The organism is Paraburkholderia podalyriae, assembly GCF_014397785.1.
GTDB classification, from domain to species: Bacteria; Pseudomonadota; Gammaproteobacteria; order Burkholderiales; family Burkholderiaceae; genus Paraburkholderia; species Paraburkholderia podalyriae.
In genome coordinates, this window is record NZ_VZQQ01000013.1 from 1 (window position 1) to 24,741 (window position 24,741).

A 24,741-nucleotide genomic window follows, 5' to 3' on the forward strand; every position below is an offset into this window, starting at 1 on the left:
TTTTGCGGGGTCGCGGGGCGGGTTTCCCGGCGGATTTTCCGAGGGGTTTTGCCGCGCGCTTCGCAGCCGGTCGCGCGTCGCCGTCCATCTGCCGCGCCAACTCCGCCAGCACGCTTACCGCAGGCTCCAACCGCTCCGCCTCCGTATTGCCATACCCGATCACGAGCCCGTTGGTCTCCTCCGACACCTCGATCGCGAACCCCGACAGCGCGCGCGGGCTGAGCTCCCGCGCCTGCGCCCGCGCCGCGAGCGCGCGATCGTCGAGCGACGCGGGCAGCCGCAGCGTCAGATGCATGCCGCAATCGCCGCCGAGAATCGTCGCCGCCGGAAAATGCTCGGCCAGCGCGTCGCGCAGCGCCTGCTGGCGCTCGCGGTACAGCCGCCGCATCCGCCCGAGATGCCGCCCGAACTCGCCACTTTCGATGAAATGCGCTAGCGCCAGTTGCTCCAGCCGATGTCCACCGCGCAGCATCTCTCGCAGGGCAACAGCGGCGCGCGCGGCGATCGCGCGAGGCAGCACGACGAAGCCGATGCGCAACGCCGGAAACATCGTCTTGCTGAACGAGCCGACGTACAGCACGGGCGCCTCGTCGACGAGGCCCTGCATGCTCGCGATCGGCTCGCCGGTATGGCGCACTTCGCCGTCGTAATCGTCCTCGATCAGCCACGCGCCGCAGCGGCGCGCCTGCGCGATCAGCGCAAGCCGCCGCGCCACAGAAAGCACCGCGCCCGTCGGATACTGATGCGCGGGAGACGTGTAGATCAGCTTCGGCGGATGCGTGCGCCACGCGTCGGCCGGCACGGCCATGCCTTCGGCGTCGACGGGAATCGGCAGTATGCGCAAGTCACCCGCGGTGAAGGCGGCCTTCGCGCCGCGATAGCCGGGGTCCTCGATCCATCCGGTATGCCCGGGATCGGTCAGCAGTCGCACGCACAGATTCAGCGCCTCCTGCGCGCCCTCGGTGATCACGACCTGCGAGCCATCGCAGCGCACGCCGCGCGCCATCCGCAGATGCGCGGCGATCGCGTCGCGCAACGAGGGCTCGCCGGCCGGCGTGCCGTAGCCGAGCGCGCGCGGCAATGCGCGCTCCATCGCCCGTTCGAGCGCGCGCCGCCATGCGGCAAGCGGGAAACGGTCGAGCGCGGGCGTGCCGGGTGTCAGCGCGTAGGCGTTGTCGGCGTGATGGTGCGACGCCGCGAACTGCTCGACGCGCGCCGCGTACACGACCTCCGGCGCGCTCGACGCCGCCGCCCGCTCGCCACGCGCGGCGGGGCTCGACAGCGGGCTCACACGCGTACCCTGGCGATCGGCGATCACATAGCCGACGGCGGCGAGATGCTCGTAGGCGATCACGACCGTGTTGCGCGACACGCCCATCTCGGCGGCCAGCAGTCGCGACGACGGCAGCAGCGACCCGGCCGGCAGACGACCCGCGAGGATCGCCTGCTGCAGACGGTCGATCAGTTGCTTTTGCAGCGGCGCGGGCCGCGCGGCGACGGCGTCGTCCGCGTGGACGAGCGGTCCGATGATTTCGATCATGGTGGTGGCTGGACCTATCGAATGATGGTGTCGTGGATCTTTTGAACATACCACGTTTGCCGTATCGTTCCTGCATCGACAGGAGAACAGACATGGAACCCACACGTAACGTCTACGGCCAGCCGATCGGCGTGCCCGTGCCCGGCTGGCACGGCGCGCAGCCGCCGGGCCGCGAACCGCTGACCGGCCGTTATTGCCGGCTCGAACCCGTCGACGTCGAGCGCCACGCGGCCGACCTGTTCGATGCGTACCGCTCGGCCACCGACGGGCGCGACTGGACCTATCTCGCGGTCGGCCCGTTCGACAGCCTCGCGGCCTATCGCGAGCATCTGACGCGGATGGCGGCATCGAAAGATCCGCTGCACTACGCGGTGATCGACCTCGCGACCGGCAAGCCAGTCGGCACGCTCGCTCTGATGCGAATCGATCCCGCCAACGGCGTGATCGAAGTCGGCCACGTTGTGTATTCGCCGCGGCTCAAGCGCACGCGCATCGCGACCGAAGCGATGTTCGTGCTGCTCGGCGAAGTGTTCGACAAGCTCGGCTACCGGCGTTTCGAGTGGAAATGCGATTCGCTGAACGAGCCGTCGCGCAAGGCCGCGCTGCGCTATGGATTCACGTTCGAGGGAATCTTCCGGCAGGCGATCGTCTACCGCGAGCGCAATCGCGACACAGCGTGGTTTTCGATCATCGACAGCGAGTGGCCGGCGTTGCGCTCGTGCTATCAACGCTGGCTCGACGCGGACAACTTCGATGCGCAAGGGCAGCAGGTCGAGCGGCTCGCCGATCTGATCGCGCAGCGGCGAGGGGCGGACGAGGCCCGGTAAAACCAGACGATCGAATCAGCGCGCCGCCGATGAAATCCCGCCGGCGCGCACCTGCAGATTCTGCCCGGCATGGGTCACCTGTCTCCGCTCGAGGCGCCGTCGGCGCTCGTCACCGCGATCCGCGGATTCATCGGCGAACTGGACAGCGTGCCCTCCTACGTGATCTCGTATCCGCCTTCGCGAGCCAGCGAAGCCGACGCCCAAGCGCGGTTCGCGCCGTGCATGGTAAATTCCAGCGACGGCAAGGCAACTCCAGGAACGTTCGGGTGACCTGAACATCTTCGTCCGGTCCACCCGCCACTGGCGAGACAAGGTAGATCGATGATCGACGTGAGTCAGCGTATTGTCCGGCGGCGCATCTACGTTGCGCTGTGCGCCTGCGCCGCACTGGCCGGCTGCATGGTCGGCCCCGACTACCACTCGCCACTCGCGCCGGCCACCAACACCTTCACCGCCACGCCGCTGCCCGACCAGACCGCGTCCGCGCCGGGCCCCGCCGGCCTGCCCCAGCGCTTCGCGCCGGCCGAGGATATTCCCGCCGCATGGTGGACGCTGTTTCATTGCGAGCCACTCGACGCGCTGATCCGCGAGGCCATCGCCAACAGTCCGAACATGGCCGCGGCAGAGGCCGCGTTGCGACAAGCCCGCGAGAATTTCCTGGCGCAAGCCGGCGGCACCTTGCTGCCGAGCGTCGACGCGCAACTTGGCGCCACCCGCGAAAAAATCAACGGCATCGCGTTCGGCCAGCCCGGCCTCGTCGAGGAATTCAATCTCTACAACGCGTCGGTCAACGTCTCGTACAAGCTCGACGTGTTCGGCGGCGCGCGGCGCGAACTCGAAGCGCTGCATGCGCAGATCGACTATCAGCGTTTCCAGTTGCAAGCCGCCTATCTCGCGATATCGGCCAACCTCGTAACGGCGGCCGTCAAGCAAGCGTCGGTGCGCGCGCAGATCGACGCGACCGAGCGGATCGCCACCGAGGAAGAACAGCAACTGAACGTGCTGAACCAGCAGCTCGCACTTGGCGGCGTGAGCCGCGCGGCCGTGCTCGCGCAGGAAACGCTGCTCGCGCAGACCCGCGCGACGCTGCCGCCGCTCTATCAGCAACTCGATCAGGCGCGCCATCAGATCGCGGTACTCGCCGGCAAACTGCCAGGCGATAGCTCGGTGCCCGACTTCACGCTCGACATGTTCTCGCTGCCCGACACGCTGCCCGTGAGCCTGCCGTCGTCGCTGGTGCGCCAGCGCCCCGACATCCTCGCCGCCGACGCCACGCTGCATCAGGCGAGCGCGCAGGTCGGCGTCGCGACCGCGGCGATGTATCCGCAGATCACGCTCTCCGCGAGCTACGGCGCCGAGGCGTTGACGCCGGCACAGGTTCTCAGGGCCGGCAGCACGATCTGGAGCATCGGCGCGGGCCTGCTGCAACCCGTCTTTCACGGTGGCCAGCTGAGCGCGCAGAAGCGCGCGGCCGAAGCCGCCTACGAGCAGGCCGGCGCGCAATATCGCGAGACGGTGCTGCTTGCGTTCCAGAACGTCGCGGACACGCTGCGCGCGCTCGAACACGACGCGACCGGTCTCAAGGCGCAGACTGACGCGTCGCGCGCCGCGAGCGATTCGCTCGAACTGACGCGCGGGCAGTATCGCGTCGGCGGCGTGAGCTACCTCGCGCTGCTGGACGCGCAACGCCAGTATCAGCAAACGGTCGTGAGTCTCACGCAGGCGCAGGCAGCGCGTTACGCCGATACAGCGGCGCTGTTCCAGGCGCTCGGCGGCGGCTGGTGGAATGCCGCCGCGTCGGACTCGTCGTCACCCGCAGCAACAGCAACCGCCGCAACGCCACACTGACCGTGCCCTGACCCAACCCAGCTCGCCCCAAGCCGAGCAAGGACATCACGATGGCCGAAAGAAAACGGATGACGAAGCGGATGGTGATCATGTTGATCTGCGTCGGCCTGCTGCTCGCCGCGCTGATCGGCTTCAACCTGTTCCGCGCGCACATGTTCGCGAAGTTCATGGCGGCCAACACCACGCCGCCCGCCACGGTCTCCGCGGTGGTGGTCCACTATCAGTCGTGGCAGCCGCAGCTCGCGGCGGTCGGCAGCCTGCGCGCGGTGCGCGGCGTCGACGTGACGACCGAAGTCGCCGGTCTCGTGCGCGGGGTGGCGTTCGTGTCGGGGCAGGAAGCGAAAGCCGGACAGATCCTCGTGCGACTCAACGACGACAGCGACGTCGCGCTGCTGCAGTCTTTGCAGGCCGCGGCCCAACTCGCGCAGACGGTCTACGAGCGCGACCGTGCGCAGTACGACATCAAGGCGATCGCGAAGGCGCAGCTCGACGCCGACGCGGCCGACCTCAAGGGCAAGAAGGCGCAGGTCGCGCAACAGCAGGCGCTCGTCGACAAGAAGACGATTCGCGCGCCGTTCGCGGGGCGCCTCGGCATCACGACGATCAATCCGGGGCAATACCTGAATCCCGGCGATGCGATCGTCACGCTGCAAGCGATCGATCCGATCTACGCCGACTTCTCGGTGCCGCAACAGCAGCTCGGCCAACTCGCGATCGGCGCGACCGTTATCGTCGATACCAACGCGTACAGCGGGAAAACCTTCACCGGCAAGATCCAGTCGATGAGTCCGAAAGTCGATAGCGCGACGCGCAACGTACAGATCGAAGCGAGCGTCGACAATCGCGAGCGCAAGCTGCTGCCCGGCATGTATGCGAACGTCAGGATCGACTCGGGCGCCGAACAGCGCTACCTGACCCTGCCGCAAACGGCGATCACCTACAACCCGTATGGGGCGACCGTGTTCGTCGTGAAGCCCGGCACGCAGCCCAACGCGCAAGGCAAGACGCTGCCCGTCGCGCAGCAGGTGTTCGTGACACCGGGGCCGACGCGCGGCGACCAGGTGGCGATTCTGAAGGGCATCGACGACGGCACGCGGGTCGTGACGAGCGGCCAGATCAAGCTGAAGAACGGCACGCCGCTGATCATCGACAACCGGGTTCAGCCGTCGGACAGTCCGAATCCGACGCCGCAGGAACAATAAGCGAGGCCGCCCGATCATGTTCACGGACACCTTCATCCGCCGGCCGGTACTGGCTTCGGTCGTGAGCCTGCTGATCCTCGTGCTCGGGCTGCGCGCGCTCGCGGTGCTGAAGGTCAGCCAGTATCCGCAGACCCAGAACGCGGTCGTCACGATCATGACGGCCTACTATGGCGCGAACTCGGACACCATCGCCGGCTTCATCACGCAGCCGCTCGAAGCGGCGATCGCGCAGGCGCAGGGCATCGACTACCTGTCGTCGACGAGCATCACGGGCGTGTCGACGATCACCGCGACGCTGCGTCTGAACTACGATGCGAACCGCGCGCTCACCGAGATCAACACGCAGATCGGCTCGGTGCGCAACCAGTTGCCGCCGCAGGCGCAGCAGCCGGTGCTGACGGTGCAGACCGGGCAGACCACCGACGCGATGTACATGGGCTTCTACAGCAACGTGCTGCCGAGCAACAACGTCACGGACTACCTGCTGCGCGTGGTCAAGCCGAAGCTCGATTCGATCCAGGGCGTGCAGACCGCCGAAGTGCTCGGCGGCCGGCAGTTCGCGATGCGCGCGTGGCTCGATTCCGCGCGGCTCGCCGCGCACGGCGTAAGCGCGAGCGATGTGTACACCGCGCTCGGCAACAACAACTATCTCGCCACGCTCGGCACGACGAAGGGGCAGATGGTCAGCGTCGACCTGGAAGCGGGCACGGACCTGCATACCGTCGACGACTTCAAGCAGCTCGTCGTCAAGCAGAAGAACGGCTCGATCGTGCGTCTCGAGGACGTCGCGAACGTCGTGCTCGGCGCCGACAGCTACGACTTCAACGTCGCGTTCAGCGGCAAGCGGTCGGTGTTCATTGGCATCAAGGTCGCGCCGGACGCGAACATTCTCGATGTGGCCAAGCGCGTGAAAGCCGTGTTCCCCGATCTGCAGAAGCAGTTTCCGACCGGCATGACGGGCGACATCGTTTATGACGCGACCGACTTCGTCAACACCGCGATCGCGGAAGTGATCAAGACGCTCGTCGAAGCGCTCGTGATCGTGACCGTCGTGATCTTCCTGTTTCTAGGCAGCTTCCGCGCGGTGATCGTGCCGCTGATCGCGATGCCGCTGTCGCTGATCGGCACGTTCTTCGTGATGCAGGTGCTCGGCTATTCGATCAATCTGCTCACGCTGCTCGCGCTGGTGCTCGCGATCGGGCTCGTCGTCGACGACGCGATCATCGTCGTCGAGAACGTCGATCGGCACATGAAGCACGAAGGCAAGACGCCGTTCGACGCCGCGCTGATCGCCGCGCGCGAACTGGGCGGCCCGATCGTCGCGATGACCGTCGTGTTGATCGCCGTGTATGCGCCGATCGGCTTCCAGGGCGGGCTGACGGGCGCGCTCTTCACCGAGTTCGCGTTCACGCTCGCGGGGGCGGTGACGGTATCGGGCGTGATCGCACTCACGTTGTCGCCGATGATGTGCTCGCGCTTTTTCCGCGCCGAGCAGGACGCGGGGCGCTTCGCGCGTTTCGTCGACCGCCAGTTCGAGCGTGTGCATCGCGGCTACGGCCGCCTGTTGCATGCGACGCTCGACACCTGGCCCGTGTTCGTGATCATGGGCGCGCTGCTGCTGTGCGGCACGGTGTATCTGTTCATGACCTCGAAGTCGGAACTCGCGCCGCAGGAAGACCAGGGCATCGTGCTCTCGCAGATCATCGGGCCGCCGAACGCGACGATCCAACAGATGCAGACCTACGCGGACCAGGTGTTCGATGCGTCGAAGGGGCTGCCCGAATACTCGCAGATGTTCCAGCTCACGGGCTCACCGACCATCAACCATGGTATCGGCGGCGTGCTGTTCAAGACCTGGGATAAGCGCGGCAAGAACGCGACCGTTCTACAGCAGGAGTTGCAGCAGAAGTGGAACCAGATCGCGGGGGCGCGCGTCGCCGCGTTCCAGTTTCCGCCGCTGCCGGGCTCCCAGGGCTTGCCGGTGCAGTTCGTGATCAGCACGACCGAGCCGTTCGAAAACCTTAACGAGGTGTCGCAAGCGGTGCTCGAAAAAGCGCGCGAGAGCGGCATGTTCTTCTTCGTCGATACCGACCTGAAAATCGATAAGCCGGAAGCGAAGCTCGTCGTCGATCGCGACAAGGTGGCCTCACTCGGGCTGTCGCAGAGCGACGTCGGACAGGCGCTCGGGTCGGCGCTGGGCGGCGGCTACGTCAACTATTTCTCGATTGCGGGACGCTCGTACAAGGTGATCCCGCAGGTGTTGCAGACCGACCGGCTCAATCCGCAGCAGGTGCTCGACTACTATCTGCGCACGCCGGACGGCAGTGTGATTCCGGCGTCGACGGTCGCGCATCTGCAGCATAGCGTGGTGCCCGAATCGATCAACCACTTCCAGCAGTTGAACTCGGCGACGATCTCCGGCGTGATCGTGCCGGGCGTGTCGCAAGGCCAGGTGCTCGACTTTCTGCGCAAGGCGACCGCGCAGGTCGCGCAGGCCGGCTATTCGGCCGATTACTCGGGAGAGTCGCGCCAGTTCGTGCAGGAGTCGGGCGGCTTCGTCATCACGCTGCTGCTCGCGACGATCATCGTGTTCCTCGCGCTTGCGGCGCAATTCGAGAGCTTCCGCGATCCGATTGTGATCCTGATCTCGGTGCCGATGGCGCTGTTCGGCGCGCTGATCTTCATCAACGTCGGTCTGACGACGCTCAACATCTACACCCAGGTCGGCCTCGTCACGCTGATGGGGCTCGTCAGCAAGCACGGCATCCTGATCGTGCAGTTCGCCAACGAACTGCAGCGCGCCGGCCGCGCGAAGCGTGAAGCGGTCGAGGAAGCGGCGGGCGTGCGGCTGCGCCCGATCCTGATGACGACCGCGGCGATGGTGCTCGGCGTGGTGCCGCTCGTGATCGCGTCGGGCGCGGGCGCGGCGGGCCGCAACGCGATGGGGCTCGTGATCTTCACGGGGATGTCGATCGGCACGCTGTTCACGTTGTTCGTCGTGCCGGCGATGTACATGTTTCTGGCCACCGATCATCAGCGGCATGCTCAGTCGCCGAAAGCCGGCGACGCGGGTCGGGCGGGCTAGCGGCTGTGGGTTCGCGCATTCGGCGCGCACGTTGTCCGCAATTCGAAAGCCGTTGTCCTGATGCCGTTACGCGCATCCTTTAGACTACGGTGCATTCGCCGCGCAACGCGGCGCACGATCAACAGGAGCCAGGCACGATGAAAGCGATCCAGTTCAAATCCTTTGGCAGCCCCGACGTGCTTGAATACGTCGATCTGCCGACGCCTCGAGCCGATGCGGACCATGCGGTCGTGCGGGTCATGGCGGCCTCGGTCAATCCGAGCGACGTGAAAAACGTGTCTGGCCATTTCGAGCACACGGTGCTGCCACGCACGCCGGGGCGCGACTTCAGCGGCGTAGTGGTGGACGGGCCGGCCGCATGGCTCGACGCCGAGGTGTGGGGCACCGGCGGCGACATCGGCTTCACGCGCGACGGCACGCACGCCGAGTACCTCAGCATTCCGGTCGCCGCGCTGGCACGCAAGCCGGTCGCGCTGAACCACGCCGAGGCGGCGGCGATCGGCGTGAACTTCGTGGTCGCGTGGCTCGGCGCCGTCGAATATGCCAGCTTGCAGGCCGGTGAGACCATTGCCGTGCTTGGCGCGGGCGGCGGTGTCGGCGGCGCGGTCGTGCAGATCGCGAAAGCACGGGGCGCGCGGGTGATCGCCGTCGACCGCCGGCCGCTCGATCCGGCCTCGCCCGCTGGGCGCCTGATCGACGCCTACGTGCCGTTCGACGAACACGCGGCCGAACGGGTGCGCGAGCTGACCGGCGGCGCGGGTGCCGAAGTCGTCTACGACACGGTCGGCGGCGTCGCGTTCGAGACCGCGCTGAGTCTCGCGAGGCGGCGCGGACGCGTGCTCGAAATCAGCGGGACCGGCAAGCGCCGCGTCGAGTTCGATCTGATCGATTTCTATCACAATGAGACGCAATTGCTCGGCGTCGACAGTGCCAAGCTCGGCGTCGCGCAATCGGCGCCGTTGATGACGGCGCTCGTCGAGGGCTTCGACAACGGCAAGCTGAGCGGCCCGGCGATCGCGCAGGAATTTCCGCTCGCCCGCGCGCGCGAAGCCTACGAAGCGGTCGCCGCCGGCACACGCGGACGCATTGTGATTCGCATGCAATAACCGTCCCTCTGTCACACCGCATTGAAGGCGCGGTCTCCGGCCCCACGCAACACGCTAAGATTGAGGCCGCCGGGGGCCGCGCCGCCCGGCTATGACGACGAAAGCATTGCCCCGGAGAATCCGATGTCTGAAGAATATGAAGTACACGGTCCGCACGACCATGCCGTCGAACACGCCGGCCACGCCGCGCATCACGACGCCGATCCGTTCGCGAGCCGCATGGCCGTAATGACCGCGATCCTCGCGACGATCGGCGCGCTGTGCGCGTACCAAAGCGGCAACGCCGAAAACCTCGCGCTGTTCTACAAGAACGAAGCCGCGATCAAGAAGACCGAAGCGTCGAACCAGTGGAACTACTATCAGGCGAAGGGCGAGAAGGAAAACCTCGCCGAACTCGGCGCGGCGCTGTCGGCGCCCAATAGCGACGCGCACGCCAAATTCCTCGCCGACGCCGACAAATACAAGCAGCAGAAGGAGCCGATCCGCGCGAACGCCGAAGCGATCGAAAAACAGGTGGTCGCCGCCGACACGCGCAGCGAAGGGCTGCTGCACGGCCATCATCGCTGGGCCCAGGCGACGCTGTTGATTCAGGTCGCGATTGCGCTGTGCGCGATCACGCTGCTCACGCGCAAGAACTGGCTGCGCAATGTGTCGTACCTCGTCGCGGGCGCGGGCGTGTTGACTGCGGGCGCGGCGTTTTTCGGGCTATGAGCGCGGAGGCGGCGCTGATGTGCGCGCGAGCACCAACGTGCCAGCATCAACGTGCCGGCCTCAATGCGCAAGCCCGCGCGCACGCTCCAGCAACAACTCGCGCTCGCGCGTATTGCGCGTCATCGCCGCGGCGCGCTCGAACTCCGCGCGCGCTTCATCGCCGCGTCCAAGCTTGACCAGCAGATCGCCGCGCACGCTCGGCAGCCAGTGATAATTCGCGAGCGCCGACTCGGCGGCGAGCGCATCGACGATCTCGAGTCCGGCCGCCGGTCCGAACGCCATCCCAATCGCGACCGCGCGATTCAACTCGACCACCGGCGACGGCGCGACCTGCGCCAACGCGTCGTAAAGCGCGACGATCCGCGCCCAGTCGGTTTCCTCGGCGCGGCGTGCCCGCGCATGACACGCGGCCAGCGCCGCCTGCAACGCATACGGCCCGCTTGCGCCGCCGAGCGCATGCGCGTTATTCAACGCAGCGAGACCGCGGCGAATCAGCAGCGGGTCCCAGCGACTGCGATCCTGATCGAGCAACAGCACCGGGCGCCCCTGCGCATCGGTGCGCGCGTGCGTGCGCGACGCCTGAATTTCCATCAGCGCGACCAGGCCGTGAACCTCACTGTCGTCGGACACGAGACCGCTCAACACGCGTCCGAGTCGCAGCGCCTCCTCGCATAGCGTAGGGCGCATCCAGTCGTCGCCGGCGGTCGCCGAATAACCTTCGTTGAAAATCAGATAGATCACTTGCAGCACCGACGCGAGCCTCGCCGCACGCGCGTCCGCCTGCGGCACCTCGAACGGCACGCGCGCCGCCGACAGCGTGCGCTTCGCGCGCACGATCCGCTGCGCGATGGTCGGCTCCGGCACCAGAAACGCGCGCGCGATTTCGTCGGTGGTGAGGCCGCCGAGCAGGCGCAGCGTCAGCGCGACGCGCGCATCGGTCGACAGCACCAGATGACAGGCGGTGAAGATCAGACGCAGCAGATCGTCACCGATGTCATCGGCGCGCGCGGCATCGAGCGCATCGACGAAATCGGGCACCACGTGCGCTTCGATCGCGTCGAGATCGTGGCCGAGCTCCTCGCGCTTGCGCGCATGCAGCGCTTCCTGGCGCAGGCGATCGAGCGCGCGGTTTTTCGCGGTCGTCATCAGCCAGGCTCCGGGGTTGTCGGGCACGCCCGCCTCCGGCCAATGCTCGAGCGCGGCCACCAGCGCGTCCTGCGCGAGTTCCTCGGCGAGCCCGACGTCGCGCACGATCCGCGCGACGTGAGCGATGACCTTCGCGGATTCGATCCGCCAGACAGCGTCGATCGCACGATGGGTGGCCTGTATCGTCACGACGTTAGCCTTCACCTGCTGCAGACGGTTGCGGGTTCAGGGACATGTACGCGAGTTCCGAGACGTGGGCCATGAAATCAACGGCGATCTGCTTCGAGCTTGCCAAAGCGCTCGACTTCCGGCCCCGGCTCGAAGTCGTCGATTTCGAACAGCTGCCGCACCTCGATTTCGCCATCGGCGTGCTCACCGAACGGCGCCGGGAAGCGCCGCGCCCACTCCATCGCTTCGTCGCGCGAGCGCACCTGGATCAGCGTGTAGCCAGCGATCAGCTCCTTGCTCTCCGCGAACGGCCCGTCGATGACGGCCCGTTCGCCGCCGCTATAGCGCACGCGCCAGCCTTTCGAGCTCGGCTGCAGACCCGTCGCGTCGAGCAGCACGCCGGCCTTCGCGAGCTCTTCGTGGTATGCGCCCATCGCGGCGATCAGCGACGGTTCGGGCATCTCGCCGGCTTCGCTCGCGGCCGTGGCTTTGACGATGATCATGAATCGCATGTCGTTGCTCCTTGTTGTTAGTGGTTCGTTGTGAGTGGATTCGTCGGAATCGCGTAGCGGCGCCACGACCGCTCGCCCCTCACTCACACGACGCGCGATGCACGGTCGGATCGACACGCGCGGCGGCTCCGGCATCCCAGGGAAAACACCGAAGCGGATGCGCGCTGGTTTGGCGCGTGGCTAGATGAAGCACGGCCCGAGCTTGCGCACCTCGACCGTGCACCAGGCCGCCGCCGGGCAGGACTGCGCGATCGCCACAGCCTCTTCGCGGCTGTCGCAGTTCAACAGAAAGAACCCGCCGATCATCTCCTTCGCTTCGGCGAACGGCCCGTCGACGAGCTTCGACTGGCCATTGCGGACCTGCACGCGGATGGCGTCCTTCTGCGACGTCAGCGACTCGACCGCGACCAGCTTGCCGCGCGTCTTCAGGACCTCGGCGAAACGCACCATCTGGTCGTAGAGATCGCGGCCCGCGGCTTCGCCGCGCTCCTCGCGTTGGTCCGTGGGTTCGACGATCAGCAGCATGTAGGACATGATGTCTCCGATTGGGCTCGGTGGTGTACGCGAGTCGGTATGGCAACGACGACCGCCACGCGTGGCCTCGGCGGCAGGTAGGCGGCAAGCAGGCGCAGCCAGTCTAGCAAGCGGCAATCGCAGCGGCAAACGCGCCCGGGCGCCCCGCTACGGACACTCGTAACAAGCCGCGTCACTCGAATCAACCGGCCGCCCGCGACACGTCGATGCCGCTTTCCAGTATTCTCCGGAATCCCTTCACATCCGCGCTCAAACAGCCGTCGCAGCCGGTCCGCGAAGGTGCCATTCAAATAATTCGAGCAACGGGGAAATTCATGCATCGATCGATCGTGCGCACCGGCATCGCAGCCGCCGTCGCCTGCGTCTTTTTACCACTCGGCGGATGCGGCAACGGCGGCGATTCCGGCACGGGCTCGTCGGGCACGGCGCCGGCGACCACGACGTCGGTGAGCGGCACCGTCGCGGCCGGCAGCGCGCTGGTCGGCGCGAACGTCACGCTGATCGACGCGACCGGCGCGCAAGCCACCGCGACAACCAATGCGCAGGGCGCGTACAGCATCCCGGTGAAGGGCATGACCTTGCCGTTCTTCATCATCGCGACCGACGCCGGCGGCCTTTCCGCACCGCTGTCGTCCGTGGTCGCGAGGCTGCCCACCGGCACCGCGCCGGCCGTCGCCAACGTGACCACGCTCACCACCGCGCTCGCCGCGATGCTGACCGCTTCTGGCAATCCGATCGAGCTGGCTTCGAACAGCACGCTCGCGAAGCTCACGCTGCAATCGGTCCAGCTCGCGACAATCACGCTCGACACGATCCTCACGAACCTGCTCAAGCAGAATGGGCTCCAGACGGCCGGCTTCGATTCGATCGGCACCGCGTTCACGCCGAATCACACGGGCGCCGATGCGGTGATCGACTCGGTGTCGCTCGTCACGGGAGCCAACGGCGGTCGCGCGCTGGCGTCGAACGCGGCGCCGACCACGACCATCGTGCTGAACAACAAGACCGCGCAGGGCGTCGTGCTCGCCGCGCCGCCGGTCGCCGCGAACTATCTGGAGCCGCTCGCGCCGCTGCTGAGCGCCTGCGCGGCGAACGGCGCACTGAACAACACGTCGTGCTCGCCCGCGATCGACACCGCATTCAAGGAAAGCGGCTCGAACGATCTCGCGACCGCGCACGGCCTGACCGACTCAGCGATGACCGGCGCGGTGTTCGGTTCGCCGAAAACCCTCGCGTTTTTCATGCGCAACGGCAAGCAGCTCGCGCTCGTGCAACTGCCGCTCACGCTCGCGAACGGCACGCCCGCTGTGCTGTATAGCATCGCGCAGCCGCTCGCGACGCCGGTCACGCTCACCAGCGGCATGCAGCTCGGCTGGAATCTGATCGGCGATCAGTCGTCGTTCGCGGTGGCGATCATGTCGCACATTCAGCGCCGCACCTACCTCGATACGCGACTGAGCGACGTGAACCGCTATGAGTCCGGGCTCGACATCAAGATCCCGACCGCGTCGAACCCGAACGTGTATTCGGCGTCGGTGACGGGGCCGGGTCTTGCCGCACCCGTGTGGCTGATGCCGCGCAGCGCATCGGGCAGCAGCTCGCTCGGTCTGGCCGATAGCGCATTGAGCGCGCCGCCGGTGACGCCCGCGACGACGGGCAGCAATACTTCGCAGTACCGCTGGTCCTGGCAGTCGCGGTCGTCGACGGCGAGCTTCACGCCGCCGGCCTCGACGGGCTTTTATGCGGCGCAATCGCTCGATGCGGGCAGCGTGCCGCTCTATTCGACCTATACGGTCACGTTTTACGACATCAACGGCGCGCAGCGCGGCCAGTCGTCGGTCATCAATCCCGGCAGGCCGCTCAATGCGGCGGCGGGCAGTTCGATCCCGTGGCCGACGCTGCTGATGAACGACGCGACCACGCAGTTCCTGACGCCGGGCACCGCGCTCGCCGATGTGCAGTACGCGCTAAGCGTCACCTGGTCGGGTCTCGTGAACGACGGCCTGAATCTGGCATATCCGGTTACGTCGACGGGGATCGCGGCCGCCGCGCAGACGTCGGCGGGGGGCGAGCAAGTGAACGGGTTCACGCTCGGTCCCGCCAACAACACGACCGGTGGGCAATATCAGGCGACGGTGCGGGCGGGCGTCGATCCGGCCGGCGTGCAAACCTGCACGAACTGCCCGTTCCCCGCGTTGACGGCGGGAGGCTCGCGGCTCATTCAGTTGAGCGGCGCAAGGGACGGGACCGAGTCCCTGGATATCACGCAGTACAACGACTAGCGTTTGCCGCGCGCGGTTTCGAGTCGACGTCGCTAGATGCGAAAAGCGCCCCGTGGTTCTTCCCCCCAACCGGGAATACATAGTTCGAGTTCTTTCAACTGCGTGTGCCCGAGACACCCCTCACGAAGGGGTGTTTTCTTGCCCGGCGAAATGACAAGCTATACCGTGCTTTGACATCGCATGTACAATGCGCGGCTTTTTGATGTGCGGTAGAGAAAGCTTGCGGAGAAGAATTACCTGCGCTGAACCCCTAGCGACCCCAGTCGACGTAGCTATGGCCGATGGGACCATCGCATGTTGGTGACCGTCAAGGCCCGCGTCTACACCGACGCCTCGGGCATCTATACACAGCTTCCTGCACTACTGACGCCGGCCGGCGCGCTGGAGCCGTTAGTCGATTACTGCCTATATCGCAGTCACGACCGAAGCTTGGCGTGGATGACGAAGGTGACCCGCTCGGTGCGGATGTTCCTCGAATATCTTCAAAGCAACCCGGCCGAACGGGATACGTATCGCCTATTCCAGAACTTTGCCCAGCGGCTCTACACTGGGACCTTCGACCGGGAGACCGGGCTCGACCCAAGCGGCTTGTGCTGGGCGCCACGCTCGCCGCAAGATTCCTCACACATCATTACCCATCTCTCCGACTTCTTTGACTGGCTTGGCGAAATGCGCCCTGAGGCGGCCAAGGTGAATCCTAGTTATGCGGGCGGCGCTTTTGACCGCATGACCGACGAAGCTGCTTACCAATACCGACGCAACAAGGCCTTCCTTGGACACACCTGGGCGGCAAACGCATCTCCCGCGGAAACTGGACACCGTGTGCGAGGTCGACGCCTGCCCAAGGTCGAAGCGGGCGAACCACCAGCCTTTCCGGAAGAGCGCTTCGAGGAACTGCTTGTCAAGGGATTCTGTCCGGCCGGCCGCTACGACTATCGTGGCATTCTCATCACTTTACTGTTGCACGGCGCGGGCTTCCGCGAGTCAGAGCCTTTCCACCTCTACATCTCCGATGTGTTCCCGGACCCCGCCAATCAGCGCCAAGCAAAGGTCCTCATTCACCACCCAGGCTACGGTGCCGCACCCGCCGATTGGCGCGATGAGCGGGGACGGCCACGTCGAGGCGACCGAGCGGAATATCTCGCCAGCCAGTTCGGCCTGGTGCCTCGCACCAACCTGATGAGCCGCAGGCACGCCGGCTGGAAGGGCGGCACGCACGACGGCCCCTACTACAAGCAGGCGTACTGGTTCCTGCCGGAGTATGGCGAGTGGTTCCTGCACATCTGGCACCGCTATCTCGAACAGGTTGCGCGCTCCGAGCGCGACCATCCCTTCGCCTTCATCAACCTGAACCGCGCGCCAGTCGGCGCCATGTACACGCTCTCCCAGTACAACAAGGCGCACACCGCTGCGTGCGAGCGCATTGGGCTCAAGGTGAGCAAGGCGCTGGGGACAACGCCGCACGGACACCGGCACGCCTACGGTCGGCGACTTCGCAAGGCCGGCGTCGACAAGGCGCTTGTCCGCCGCTTTATGCATCACGCCTCGATGGAGAGCCAGGAGGTCTACACCCAGGCAAGTACCCGCGAGGCCGTGACCGCGCTCAAAGCGGCCGCGCAGCGGCTGCGAGACCTGTACCCAACACCACGGTCCGCGTCTGACCTGTTGCTACCGGGCGCCGACTACAACGACTGAGTAATCCTTATGGATGGAAAGAAAACAACGAATGCATCAAGGAAGTCCGCCATCCAGGCCCAAAAGGAAAAGGGAGTAAAGCGGGATACGGACATGACCCTCGGCTGGGTCGAGCGGGAATATCCGCAGCTCGCCGCCTGGCGAATGCTGGCGGTGGAGTGGCTGAAAGGCGAAACACGCGGTGTCGACGCAAGGCTCCAAGCATTGGTGGCCTTCTTGGAGCGCTATCTCATCCAGCAGGCTCTACCGCTCGACCCGTCCGTGTTCTTGGCTCGCACCACCGTCCTGTCTGACTTTTACCAAACAGCCTGCCCGGATTCGGAGAAGGGCATCAAGTACAACAACCACATCCATACCTTCCTGCAATTCGTGCTGCTGTGCCAGTTCAGCGAAGCCCAGGACCACGGCCGACCGGTTGTCTCGCCGGCCTTCCACAACCCCGTTCGCAGGATGTCAAAGAGTGGTCTGCCTAAGCGCGACGAGAGCGTATATTCGCCGCTACCCTATGGCTACATCGCCGAACTGCGGCAGATGCTTGCGGCGGGACCGCACTTCCGAGACTGGCAGTGGGCGCAGAGGGCGCTGGGAACCGACATTGGCCAAGGCCAGCGCGGACGCTCCGGGCCCGACTGGTTCGAAGCGACCGAGGACCAGATCGACCGTAACGACCCGGACTGCGTGTGGCGGGTCCGCAAGGTAAGCCGGAACCATCGCTCTGGGCAGGTGCTGGAGATGTGGAGTCCGGTCCGCTGGGTGGCCCTGCTCACGAAGCTCATTCTGCCGCTACGCACGTTCCAGGTGCGCATGCTCGACTCGGGCGAAGCCGATACTTGGCGCTACGCGGCGGGAAACTGGACGTTGAATTTGGGCCGGCTCGCGCAAGGCAGCGAACGGAGGCCCCTGCAACAGGGAGTGTTCCGCCGCAGCGACCTCCTCGCCGACGGCGAGGCCGTCTCGACGGTCCTATACATCAACACCAACAAGACTGCTGACATCGCCACGTCCGGTCCGGAGAAGGGCTACGTGTTGCCGTGGCCCTTCGGCGGGCCGGTGCATCAGGGCGTCTTCTACTGGCTGGAGAAGCTGCGCAACTGGCAGGAGAAGTACAATCCCGTCTCGCGGCGCACGGCGTGGACAGAACTCGATGGTCGCCACATCAAGGCGAAGAGCGACGTGCAACTCGCGGGCTACCCCGACACCTGCTTCCTCTTCCGGATGCCTGAGGTTGATGAGGGCGAGCGTCATCTTCCGCTCAAGGAAATGACGTTGCTACGAAACTGGTTCACCCTACTAGAAGCGTTCGAGCTTCGGTTGGCCGACCGGGGCGAAACCCATCGCAACGCCGAGCCGATTCGCTTCCTTCCTCCGGCGGAAGAGCAGAACAATGGAGTGACGACCCTCTTCCCGCTGCACAGCCTCCGTGTGTCACTCATCACCGCGCTGGCGCTTGAGGGCCAGGTACCGTTCCCGCTGCTGCAGAAGCTCGTTGGCCACAGCCGCCTGCTGATGACCTTGTACTACACGAAGCCGGGCGCGACCCACATCCGCGACGCGCTCCTTGGCGCAGCGGAACGACTGGAGGCGAGCAAGGAACTAAGCATCCAAAACTTCCTGCTCGACACCGAGCACGACGAACTTCTGCAACAGGCCATCTGCAACAGCGTGCCCAGCCTCGCCGCCGCCATTCCGCAGCATCCGGCCGCGCGCAACCCGGCAGGCTGGATGTCCATGCACCACGGACTGTGCCTCGTTGGCGGCAACGCCAGCGAGATCGAGGGCAACGGCTCGGTGGGCGGCTGCTACAACGGCGGCCCCATGACTGCCAAGGGCTCTTCGTCAGACAGTCCCAGGTACGGGCCTGTTCCAGGCGGCAGTCGGAACTGCGTGCGCTGTCGCTGGTTCGTGACTGAACCGCACCACTTGCCGGCGCTGGCCGCCCACTTCAACACGCTCGCCTACCACTTCGACGAGGCGCGAAACGCCTGTCTCACCCGTGAAAACGAGCTTCAGGACCTGAAGAAGCAGAAAGCCGATGCGGAAGACGCGGGCCAACCGTTCGCGCGGATGAAAGCCTACCGATTGGCCGAGCGGGTGTGGGAGAGCGCTATGAAGCGCTTCAGCGACCTCGCCGAAGACCTCGTAGCCTGCTGGCGTCTCATCGAACGCTGCAAGGCGGCGCTCGAAGCCCCGCAGGGCGACACTATGCTGTTGGTGGCCGCCGGCACGGTGAGCGACGTGCATGTCGCCTTCGAGGAAACGGAGTCGGAATTGCTCCAGATCTCCGGCGTGTGTGAAAACGCCGAGGTCTACCTCGACCTGGAACCGGGCAAGGCGGTGTTCCGCCGCAGCCAACTGCTCGATGCTGTGCTCTACCGCGACGACCTGCCGCCGGTCTTCATGCTGTTAAGCGAATCGGAGCAGTTGCTCGCTGGCAATGCCTTCATGCGCCGCCTCGCCCAGCAGATGAACCCAACGAATCTTGAACTCGGCCAACGGCAAGTTATTCGACTCATGGACGCGGGCATGAGCCTCAGCCAGCACTTCGGTATCGACCTCGCCGCCCTGCTGCCCACGACAAATCCCCTCCCGGCGTTCCCCGCCAGGTGCCAAGCACTCGCGGGAGACGGAGCATGAATGGCGCGACGGACATCTACCCGGACGCAGTACTGGAGTCGCTGCTCGCCAAGGGTGGGCGCTCCAACCGGCGCGCGAATCTGATGAAGATGCACCAACTCTGCCGAAGGCAGCATGACGCGGGCTCGCGCGACTTCTCGCTGCCGGCCATCGGCCGGCTGGCGGAAGCCGAAGGCATTATGAAGGGGCGTGCCCTCTACAACGCCCAGTCGGCCGACTACAAGGCACTGATTGAAGCATGGGCTGCCTACGCCGGCCCACCTGCGCCAAAGCTGCCAAAGACGCTGGCGAGCCACGAATATCTGACGCGCATCGAAGACCCGGCCATTCGCTCCATCATGCAGGCCATCATCGCGGAACGCGACAGGCTCAAGGCGCAGCTCAACGTGCTGAAAGCCAACGCGCAGGTGACCGTGGACCGGCGTCCACTCGGTGCGGTCGCAGCTGTATCTGACTCGCAATCGGTGGCCGTGCTCGCCACGGCCACCCAGTTCACGCCTTCAGAGCGCGAGGCATTGCAGAAGTCGGTTTCGGCCGACTATCTCGAAGAGCGCGGCCTGCGAGAAGGCAGCCACGGCGAAATCGTGAATGAACGCGGCCGAACGGTGTTTGAGGTGGGGTTCGCGCGCGCGATTCGCAAAGTGCTTGGCGACTGACCGGCGCAACGGAAAAGCGCCGACGTTGCCGTCGGCGCCTGAAGGTAACGATGTATTGCGATGTGTCCGTACATCGCAAGGTTGGTATGCGCAAAAGCCTTGTAAAACGAGGCGTCTGAGTCACTCACTCACGAACTATGTACGGTTAAGGAATAAGAACGGAAGGGCGTTTTTTTGTTCTGTCCGCATATCGGCTCGGAGCCGCCAGAAAGAGAAAGCCCGCTTCGTTCCGACGAAAAAAAGCCCTGTTCCGCAAGGAACAGGGCTGACAGGATGGAACAATCGAGCAAGCGCGTGGATGCCTGCCGACCTATAACCACCTAACCTGCAAAGCTATTGCTTACGTGTACTGCACCGGCAATTTCTACCACTCGACAGCAACCTTCAGGCTGCCGATTCAAACCACCACTTCAATTGCGACTGCTTGTGGGCCGGTCCTCGTTATTTCGTGCATCTGGCCGCTACCCCTTTACTTCGCGCTCGTTGCTCGATGCATTGCGCGCTTTACTGCGTCTATTGCGAACTGCGAACTGCATATCAACGGTACGGTTCAAACACGACACGAGGGGAATCGCATCGATGGAGTTCGGTGATTTGTCGCTCCATGGAAAACAGTGTAGGCCCGCACGCGCCAATGCAATTGCGCGAAGCGAGGGGCTTTGGCGGGTTAATTTGGCGAATCGATGTAACAGCGGGATTTCGCCAGATATATCCTGGCGCGACGACCAGCGCCGCACCACGCAAGTCAACCGCGCGTGGAGAAATCGGCGATTGTCAGCAACACCTTCTCACCGGGACGCGCGAGCATTTTTCGTTCGGCGATCGCGGTAATACGTTTGCGCCCATCCGCGAACGTCTTCAGAATGCGCGCCTCACCCGCGCCGCGTTGCAGCCAGAAGTGCTCTTCGAGCGCCTCGCGCGTGACCGCGCATTCAAGGTCGCGTCCCTGCGACGAAAGCTGGAAAATCACCGCGCGTCCATCTGCCGAGACGCTGGGTACCGCCTCGATCATCGTCATAGCCCACCTCGCAACGTTGATTACCCTGTTCCGGCAGGCGATGGCTTGACGACCGCGCCCTCGAAACGCGAAGCAAGCTTTAGCAAAACACATGCCATACAACGTGGAATGTGACGCCTCGCCAATCAACCGACCCGACCGGTCCTACTGCCTCGCAAAATGGGAAGACTGCAACATAGCCGCGTGGTAAAAAAGCGCAGCCGGCGCGACAATCGACGACAATTCTTACTCGCGCTTCGCATCATCGAGGTGCGCCCGATCGCGCGCCACAACCTTGCCGACATGTCCGCCCAACTGCCTGCCCAACGATCCGGGTTGACCTTGCGTCCCGCGCAACCCGACGACGAAGCCTTCCTGCTCGAACTGCGCAAGACGACGATGACCGAACACCTGGCGCGCGCCGGCGAGCCGACCGACGACGCCGCCCATCGCGCGCGCCTGCTGCATCGCTACGACGCAGCGCAGGTGATCTGCATCGATGACGCGCCCGCGGGTCTGCTGAAGGCGCACCGCAACGAAGACGAATGGTTCGTCGTGCAAGTGCAGATCGCGCCGGCGCTCCAGGGACGCGGCATCGGCGAGCAGGCGCTGCGCACGATCCTGCGCGCGGCCGCTGCCGACGCACTGCCGGTCAGCTTGCAGGTGCTCAAGGGCAATCCCGCCAAGCGGCTGTACGATCGTCTCGGCTTCCAGATCGTCGGCGAGGATCGGACACAGTTTTACATGCGCCTCGTAGCGCGCGCGTTGGCGGAAAGCGAAGCAGAACGAATGTCGGATAAAGACTGATACGGGAACGAGCCTGGCGATGAACTCTGATATGACCTTTCGCGACGCTTCAGCGATAGAAAGCTGGCACGCGCACATCTATTTCGACGCGGCGAGCCGCGACGCCGCCTGGGCGTTTCGCGAGCAGATCGACGCGCATTGGGGCGACAAGCTTCGGATCGGGCGCTTCCACGAACGGCCGGTCGGCCCGCACCCGATGTGGTCGTATCAGCTCGCGTTCGCGCACGCGCAGTTCGCCGAGGTGGTCGGGTGGCTCACGCTCAATCACGGCGCGCTCGATGTCTTTCTGCATCCGAATACCGGCGACGCGCTGCGCGATCATCGCGACGCCGCCGTATGGATCGGACACTCGCACGAGCTCGTGCTGAAGGCACTGCTCTAGCAGCGATGCGAACGATGCGGCGACGTGCTCACATGTTCGAGTACGCGCTGCACCAGCCGCGCGACGCGACCTGTTTGGCACCGAACAGCGTGCAACCGCCGTACGCATCCGACGCCTTGCCCTGAAATAGCGAGCAGTTCGCACACGTTTGCCCGGCCGCGAAGTTCGGGAACCTGGCCTTGTCGACCTTCGACGCATCTTCGGTATAGCCGACCGCCTGTGCCTGCGGATCGCTCTCGCTCAGCGCGTTGGGAACGCTCGCGGCAAACGCGACGCGAGACAGCGCGAGCGACGAGCCGACGCCCGCGCTCAACAACAGGAAATGGCGGCGCGATGTTTGCATTGTGATTTGTCTCTGGGTGGGGACTGAAGGCTGCGTTCAATCGAGAAAGCGCGTGAAGCGCTCGACCGGTTCGCGCTCGGGGCGCAGCGTATTGACCGGCGCGCTCGGGTCGGCGAAGCCGAGCGACATGCCGCACACGAACTGCTCGTTCTCGGGCAAGCCGAGATGTTGGGCAATCAGTCGATGAAACTGCATGAACGCGGCCTGTGGACAGGTGTCGAGGCCGCGTCCGCGCGCGGCCGTCATGATCGCCTGCAGGAACATGCCGTAATCGAGCCAGCTGCCGCGCTCGAGGCTGCGATCGATCGTGAACAGCAGGCCGACGGGCGCGTCGAAGAAACGGAAGTTGCGCGAGTGCTGTTCGTGCATGCGCGCCTTGTCGCCCTTGTCGATGCCGAGCAGGCCATACATGTCCCAGCCGATCTTGCGGCGCCGGTCGATAAACGGCGACTGCCATTGGCGCGGATAGTACGCGTACTCTTCCTGGTACAGCTCGTCGCGCTGCGGATCGTCGTAGGCTGTGAGCAGATCGCGCGACAGACGCGCGAGCGATTCGCCCGTCAGTACGTACACCTGCCACGGCTGCGTGTTGGTGCCCGACGGCGCGTGACTGGCGGCTTCGAGAATGGCTTCGATGTCGGCGCGCTGCACCGGTGTCGGCAGAAAGGCGCGCACCGAGCGCCGCGTGGTTAGCGCGGTGTCGACGGGATTCGCGGGAGAGGTCATCGGCGGATGGCGGCAGAGCCAGCGAAGTGGGTCTGCGATGATTCTAGCGCGTACCGGTTACAGGTTCCCCGCGAGCGCACCGGATTCGCCCGAAGCGTTGCGCTGCGCCCCTTACATCGTCCCCAACACGACCGCCGCCGCGATTGACCCCACCACGAGCAGGAGCCCCACCGTCTTGCGCCTGTTCAACTCGGTCCACAACAGCACGCCCGTCAGCGACAGCAGAATCAGACTGCCCGCGAGGGTGTCGATCAGCAGCACCCAACCGACGCTCAGGCCCACACCCTTGTGCATGTTCGTCAGCATTGCAAGCAAGGTATTCGCGCTGCGCTTGACCGTCACAGTGTTATTGCCGACCCAGTATTCGACCGACGTGTTTTGCTTCGGCGACGCGAAGTTCAGCTGCCAGTGCTCGGGCTGCACGACGCTGCGATCGCCCCACGCCACCGGATGCTCGGGTTCCTTCTGCATGCGCCCCGGACTGCCCCCGATCTTCAGCTCCTGCTCGAGCCACTTCGCGAGTTCGCGTGGCGTTTGCGGCGCCGGTTGCGGCAGCGGCACCTGCATCACCGACACCTGTGGCTCGCCGGTCAAAACGCGCAGCGGGCCGCCGCGATGGTTCAGAAAGAACCCCGTCGCGCCGAACAGCAGACCGAGCGCCGCGCCCCACAGTCCGACCCAGCCATGCACGTTGCGCAGCCACTTGATGACGCTCGCGCGACGCGAGCGCTGCCGGCGCGATTTCCGCTCATCGCCATCGAGCCGCCGTGCCTCCTGCGCGTCATGTTCGCCGGCTGCGGGCGGTTGAATGTCGAGGGTGTCCAAGACGCTCACGTTTCACTCCAGGTACGCAACAGATTGTGATAACAACCGACGAGACTGCGCCGCGCAGTCTCATCGGCATCAGTGGCATTGAGCCGTTGAATCGCGGTGTCCATGTCGAACAGCAGCGCGCGATGCGTGTCGCTGCGCACGAGGCTCTGCACCCAGAAGAAGCTCGCCACCCTCGCGCCGCGCGTGACCGGCGTCACCTGGTGCAGACTCGTCGCCGGATAAACGATCATGTCGCCGGCCGGCAGCTTGACCTGCTGCACGCCGTAGGTGTCCTCGATCACGAGTTCGCCGCCGTCGTATTCGTCGGGCGCGCTGACAAACAGCGTCACCGACACGTCGGTGCGCAGCTTCACGCCGTTCGGCAGCACGCGCACCGCGCCGTCGACGTGGCTGCCGAACTGCATGCCGCCCTCGTAACGATTGAACAGCGGCGGATAGACCTGATTGGGCAGCACCGCGCTGATGAACAGTGGATTGCGCTCGATCGCCGCGAGAATCACATCGCCGAGTTCGCGCGCGAGCGTCGAGTGCTCGGCGATCTGCTGATTGCGCTTGACGGGTGCGCCCTGATAGCCGGCGGTCGCGCGGCCATCGACCCACGCATCGCCGGCCCGATCGAGCCGCTCGCGCATGAAGCGCAATTGCCCGGCGTCCAGTACCTTCGGAATGTGCAGCAGCATGATGTGTCCTTTGCGTCGGCTTGCCG

General features: G+C 65.3%; 22 protein-coding genes. 13 read left to right on the forward strand and 9 right to left on the reverse strand.

Annotated elements, in window-relative coordinates; genetic code table 11:
* On the reverse strand, positions 1 to 1,540 hold a 1,540-nt coding region (pdxR, locus tag F6X42_RS16980; RefSeq protein WP_246530114.1), incomplete at its 3' end, for a MocR-like pyridoxine biosynthesis transcription factor PdxR.
* Positions 1,541 to 1,632: 92 nt separating this feature from the next.
* On the opposite strand from pdxR, the gene F6X42_RS16985 reads away from it, so the two are divergent.
* The 7 genes from F6X42_RS16985 to F6X42_RS17015 all read left to right on the forward strand — a co-directional run bounded on the left by F6X42_RS16985 (position 1,633) and on the right by F6X42_RS17015 (position 10,319).
* A complete protein-coding gene (locus F6X42_RS16985) occupies positions 1,633 to 2,367 on the forward strand; it encodes a GNAT family N-acetyltransferase (RefSeq protein WP_187635334.1) in 735 nt (244 codons plus the stop codon).
* A gap of 69 nt (positions 2,368 to 2,436) precedes the next feature.
* Entirely contained in the window at positions 2,437 to 2,637 is a 201-nt protein-coding gene (locus F6X42_RS16990) for a hypothetical protein (protein ID WP_187635335.1), read from the forward strand.
* Between the two features lie 51 nt (positions 2,638 to 2,688).
* On the forward strand, positions 2,689 to 4,215 hold the full coding sequence (locus tag F6X42_RS16995; RefSeq protein ID WP_187635336.1) for an efflux transporter outer membrane subunit: 1,527 nt from the start codon (positions 2,689 to 2,691) through the stop codon (positions 4,213 to 4,215).
* 50 nt (positions 4,216 to 4,265) lie between these two features.
* The gene (locus F6X42_RS17000) at positions 4,266 to 5,417 is read left to right on the forward strand and encodes an efflux RND transporter periplasmic adaptor subunit (RefSeq protein WP_187635337.1); all 1,152 of its coding nucleotides are present in this window, start codon (positions 4,266 to 4,268) and stop codon (positions 5,415 to 5,417) included.
* A gap of 16 nt (positions 5,418 to 5,433) precedes the next feature.
* Positions 5,434 to 8,502 carry an efflux RND transporter permease subunit gene (locus F6X42_RS17005; protein ID WP_222945629.1) on the forward strand — a complete coding sequence of 1,023 codons (3,069 nt, stop codon included), beginning with the start codon at positions 5,434 to 5,436 and terminating at the stop codon, positions 8,500 to 8,502.
* A 137-nt stretch (positions 8,503 to 8,639) separates the two neighbouring features.
* Positions 8,640 to 9,608: a quinone oxidoreductase family protein gene (locus F6X42_RS17010; protein ID WP_187635338.1), complete on the forward strand. Its 969-nt coding sequence runs from the start codon at positions 8,640 to 8,642 to the stop codon at positions 9,606 to 9,608.
* A 123-nt stretch (positions 9,609 to 9,731) separates the two neighbouring features.
* The gene (locus F6X42_RS17015; RefSeq protein WP_187635339.1) at positions 9,732 to 10,319 is read left to right on the forward strand and encodes a DUF4337 domain-containing protein; all 588 of its coding nucleotides are present in this window, start codon (positions 9,732 to 9,734) and stop codon (positions 10,317 to 10,319) included.
* A 60-nt stretch (positions 10,320 to 10,379) separates the two neighbouring features.
* On the opposite strand, the gene F6X42_RS17020 is transcribed toward F6X42_RS17015, so the two are convergent.
* From F6X42_RS17020 to F6X42_RS17030, 3 genes are all read right to left on the reverse strand, one after another.
* The gene (locus F6X42_RS17020) at positions 10,380 to 11,654 is read right to left on the reverse strand and encodes an RNA polymerase sigma factor (RefSeq protein ID WP_187635340.1); all 1,275 of its coding nucleotides are present in this window, start codon (positions 11,652 to 11,654) and stop codon (positions 10,380 to 10,382) included.
* Positions 11,655 to 11,731: 77 nt separating this feature from the next.
* Positions 11,732 to 12,145: a YciI family protein gene (locus tag F6X42_RS17025; RefSeq protein WP_187635341.1), complete on the reverse strand. Its 414-nt coding sequence runs from the start codon at positions 12,143 to 12,145 to the stop codon at positions 11,732 to 11,734.
* Positions 12,146 to 12,325: 180 nt separating this feature from the next.
* Positions 12,326 to 12,679 carry a YciI family protein gene (locus F6X42_RS17030; RefSeq protein ID WP_187635342.1) on the reverse strand — a complete coding sequence of 118 codons (354 nt, stop codon included), beginning with the start codon at positions 12,677 to 12,679 and terminating at the stop codon, positions 12,326 to 12,328.
* A 314-nt stretch (positions 12,680 to 12,993) separates the two neighbouring features.
* Between F6X42_RS17030 and F6X42_RS17035 the strand changes: the two genes are divergently transcribed.
* The 4 genes from F6X42_RS17035 (at position 12,994) to gmtX (ending at position 19,946) form a co-directional block, all read left to right on the forward strand.
* Positions 12,994 to 14,961: a hypothetical protein gene (locus F6X42_RS17035; RefSeq protein ID WP_187635343.1), complete on the forward strand. Its 1,968-nt coding sequence runs from the start codon at positions 12,994 to 12,996 to the stop codon at positions 14,959 to 14,961.
* Positions 14,962 to 15,255: 294 nt separating this feature from the next.
* Positions 15,256 to 16,656, forward strand: a complete 1,401-nt coding sequence (gmtY, locus tag F6X42_RS17040; RefSeq protein WP_187635344.1) for a gamma-mobile-trio recombinase GmtY — start codon at positions 15,256 to 15,258, stop codon at positions 16,654 to 16,656.
* A gap of 93 nt (positions 16,657 to 16,749) precedes the next feature.
* Positions 16,750 to 19,290: a gamma-mobile-trio integrase GmtZ gene (gmtZ, locus tag F6X42_RS17045; RefSeq protein ID WP_312892746.1), complete on the forward strand. Its 2,541-nt coding sequence runs from the start codon at positions 16,750 to 16,752 to the stop codon at positions 19,288 to 19,290.
* Complete coding sequence (gene gmtX / locus F6X42_RS17050) at positions 19,287 to 19,946, forward strand: gamma-mobile-trio protein GmtX (RefSeq protein WP_187635346.1); 660 nt, start codon at positions 19,287 to 19,289, stop codon at positions 19,944 to 19,946. Before gmtZ ends, gmtX begins: the two co-directional genes overlap by 4 nt.
* Before the next feature lie 745 nt (positions 19,947 to 20,691).
* Here gmtX and F6X42_RS17055 read toward each other — a convergent pair.
* A complete protein-coding gene (locus F6X42_RS17055) occupies positions 20,692 to 20,964 on the reverse strand; it encodes a DUF1488 family protein (RefSeq protein WP_187635347.1) in 273 nt (90 codons plus the stop codon).
* A 282-nt stretch (positions 20,965 to 21,246) separates the two neighbouring features.
* On the opposite strand from F6X42_RS17055, the gene F6X42_RS17060 reads away from it, so the two are divergent.
* Positions 21,247 to 21,750, forward strand: coding sequence for a GNAT family N-acetyltransferase (locus F6X42_RS17060; RefSeq protein WP_187635499.1), 504 nt, complete (start codon positions 21,247 to 21,249; stop codon positions 21,748 to 21,750).
* 31 nt (positions 21,751 to 21,781) lie between these two features.
* Positions 21,782 to 22,132: a DOPA 4,5-dioxygenase family protein gene (locus tag F6X42_RS17065; protein ID WP_187635500.1), complete on the forward strand. Its 351-nt coding sequence runs from the start codon at positions 21,782 to 21,784 to the stop codon at positions 22,130 to 22,132.
* Between the two features lie 28 nt (positions 22,133 to 22,160).
* On the opposite strand, the gene F6X42_RS17070 is transcribed toward F6X42_RS17065, so the two are convergent.
* From F6X42_RS17070 to F6X42_RS17085, 4 genes are all read right to left on the reverse strand, one after another.
* Complete coding sequence (locus F6X42_RS17070) at positions 22,161 to 22,475, reverse strand: high-potential iron-sulfur protein (protein WP_187635348.1); 315 nt, start codon at positions 22,473 to 22,475, stop codon at positions 22,161 to 22,163.
* Positions 22,476 to 22,511: 36 nt separating this feature from the next.
* Entirely contained in the window at positions 22,512 to 23,201 is a 690-nt protein-coding gene (locus F6X42_RS17075; RefSeq protein ID WP_187635349.1) for a nitroreductase, read from the reverse strand.
* 111 nt (positions 23,202 to 23,312) lie between these two features.
* Positions 23,313 to 24,035 (reverse strand): PepSY-associated TM helix domain-containing protein, encoded by a 723-nt coding sequence (locus tag F6X42_RS17080; RefSeq protein WP_187635350.1) that lies wholly within the window; start codon positions 24,033 to 24,035, stop codon positions 23,313 to 23,315.
* The gene (locus tag F6X42_RS17085) at positions 24,032 to 24,715 is read right to left on the reverse strand and encodes a Fe2+-dependent dioxygenase (RefSeq protein ID WP_187635351.1); all 684 of its coding nucleotides are present in this window, start codon (positions 24,713 to 24,715) and stop codon (positions 24,032 to 24,034) included. The genes F6X42_RS17080 and F6X42_RS17085 overlap by 4 nt, the downstream gene beginning before the upstream one ends.
* Between the last annotated feature and the right edge of the window lie 26 nt (positions 24,716 to 24,741).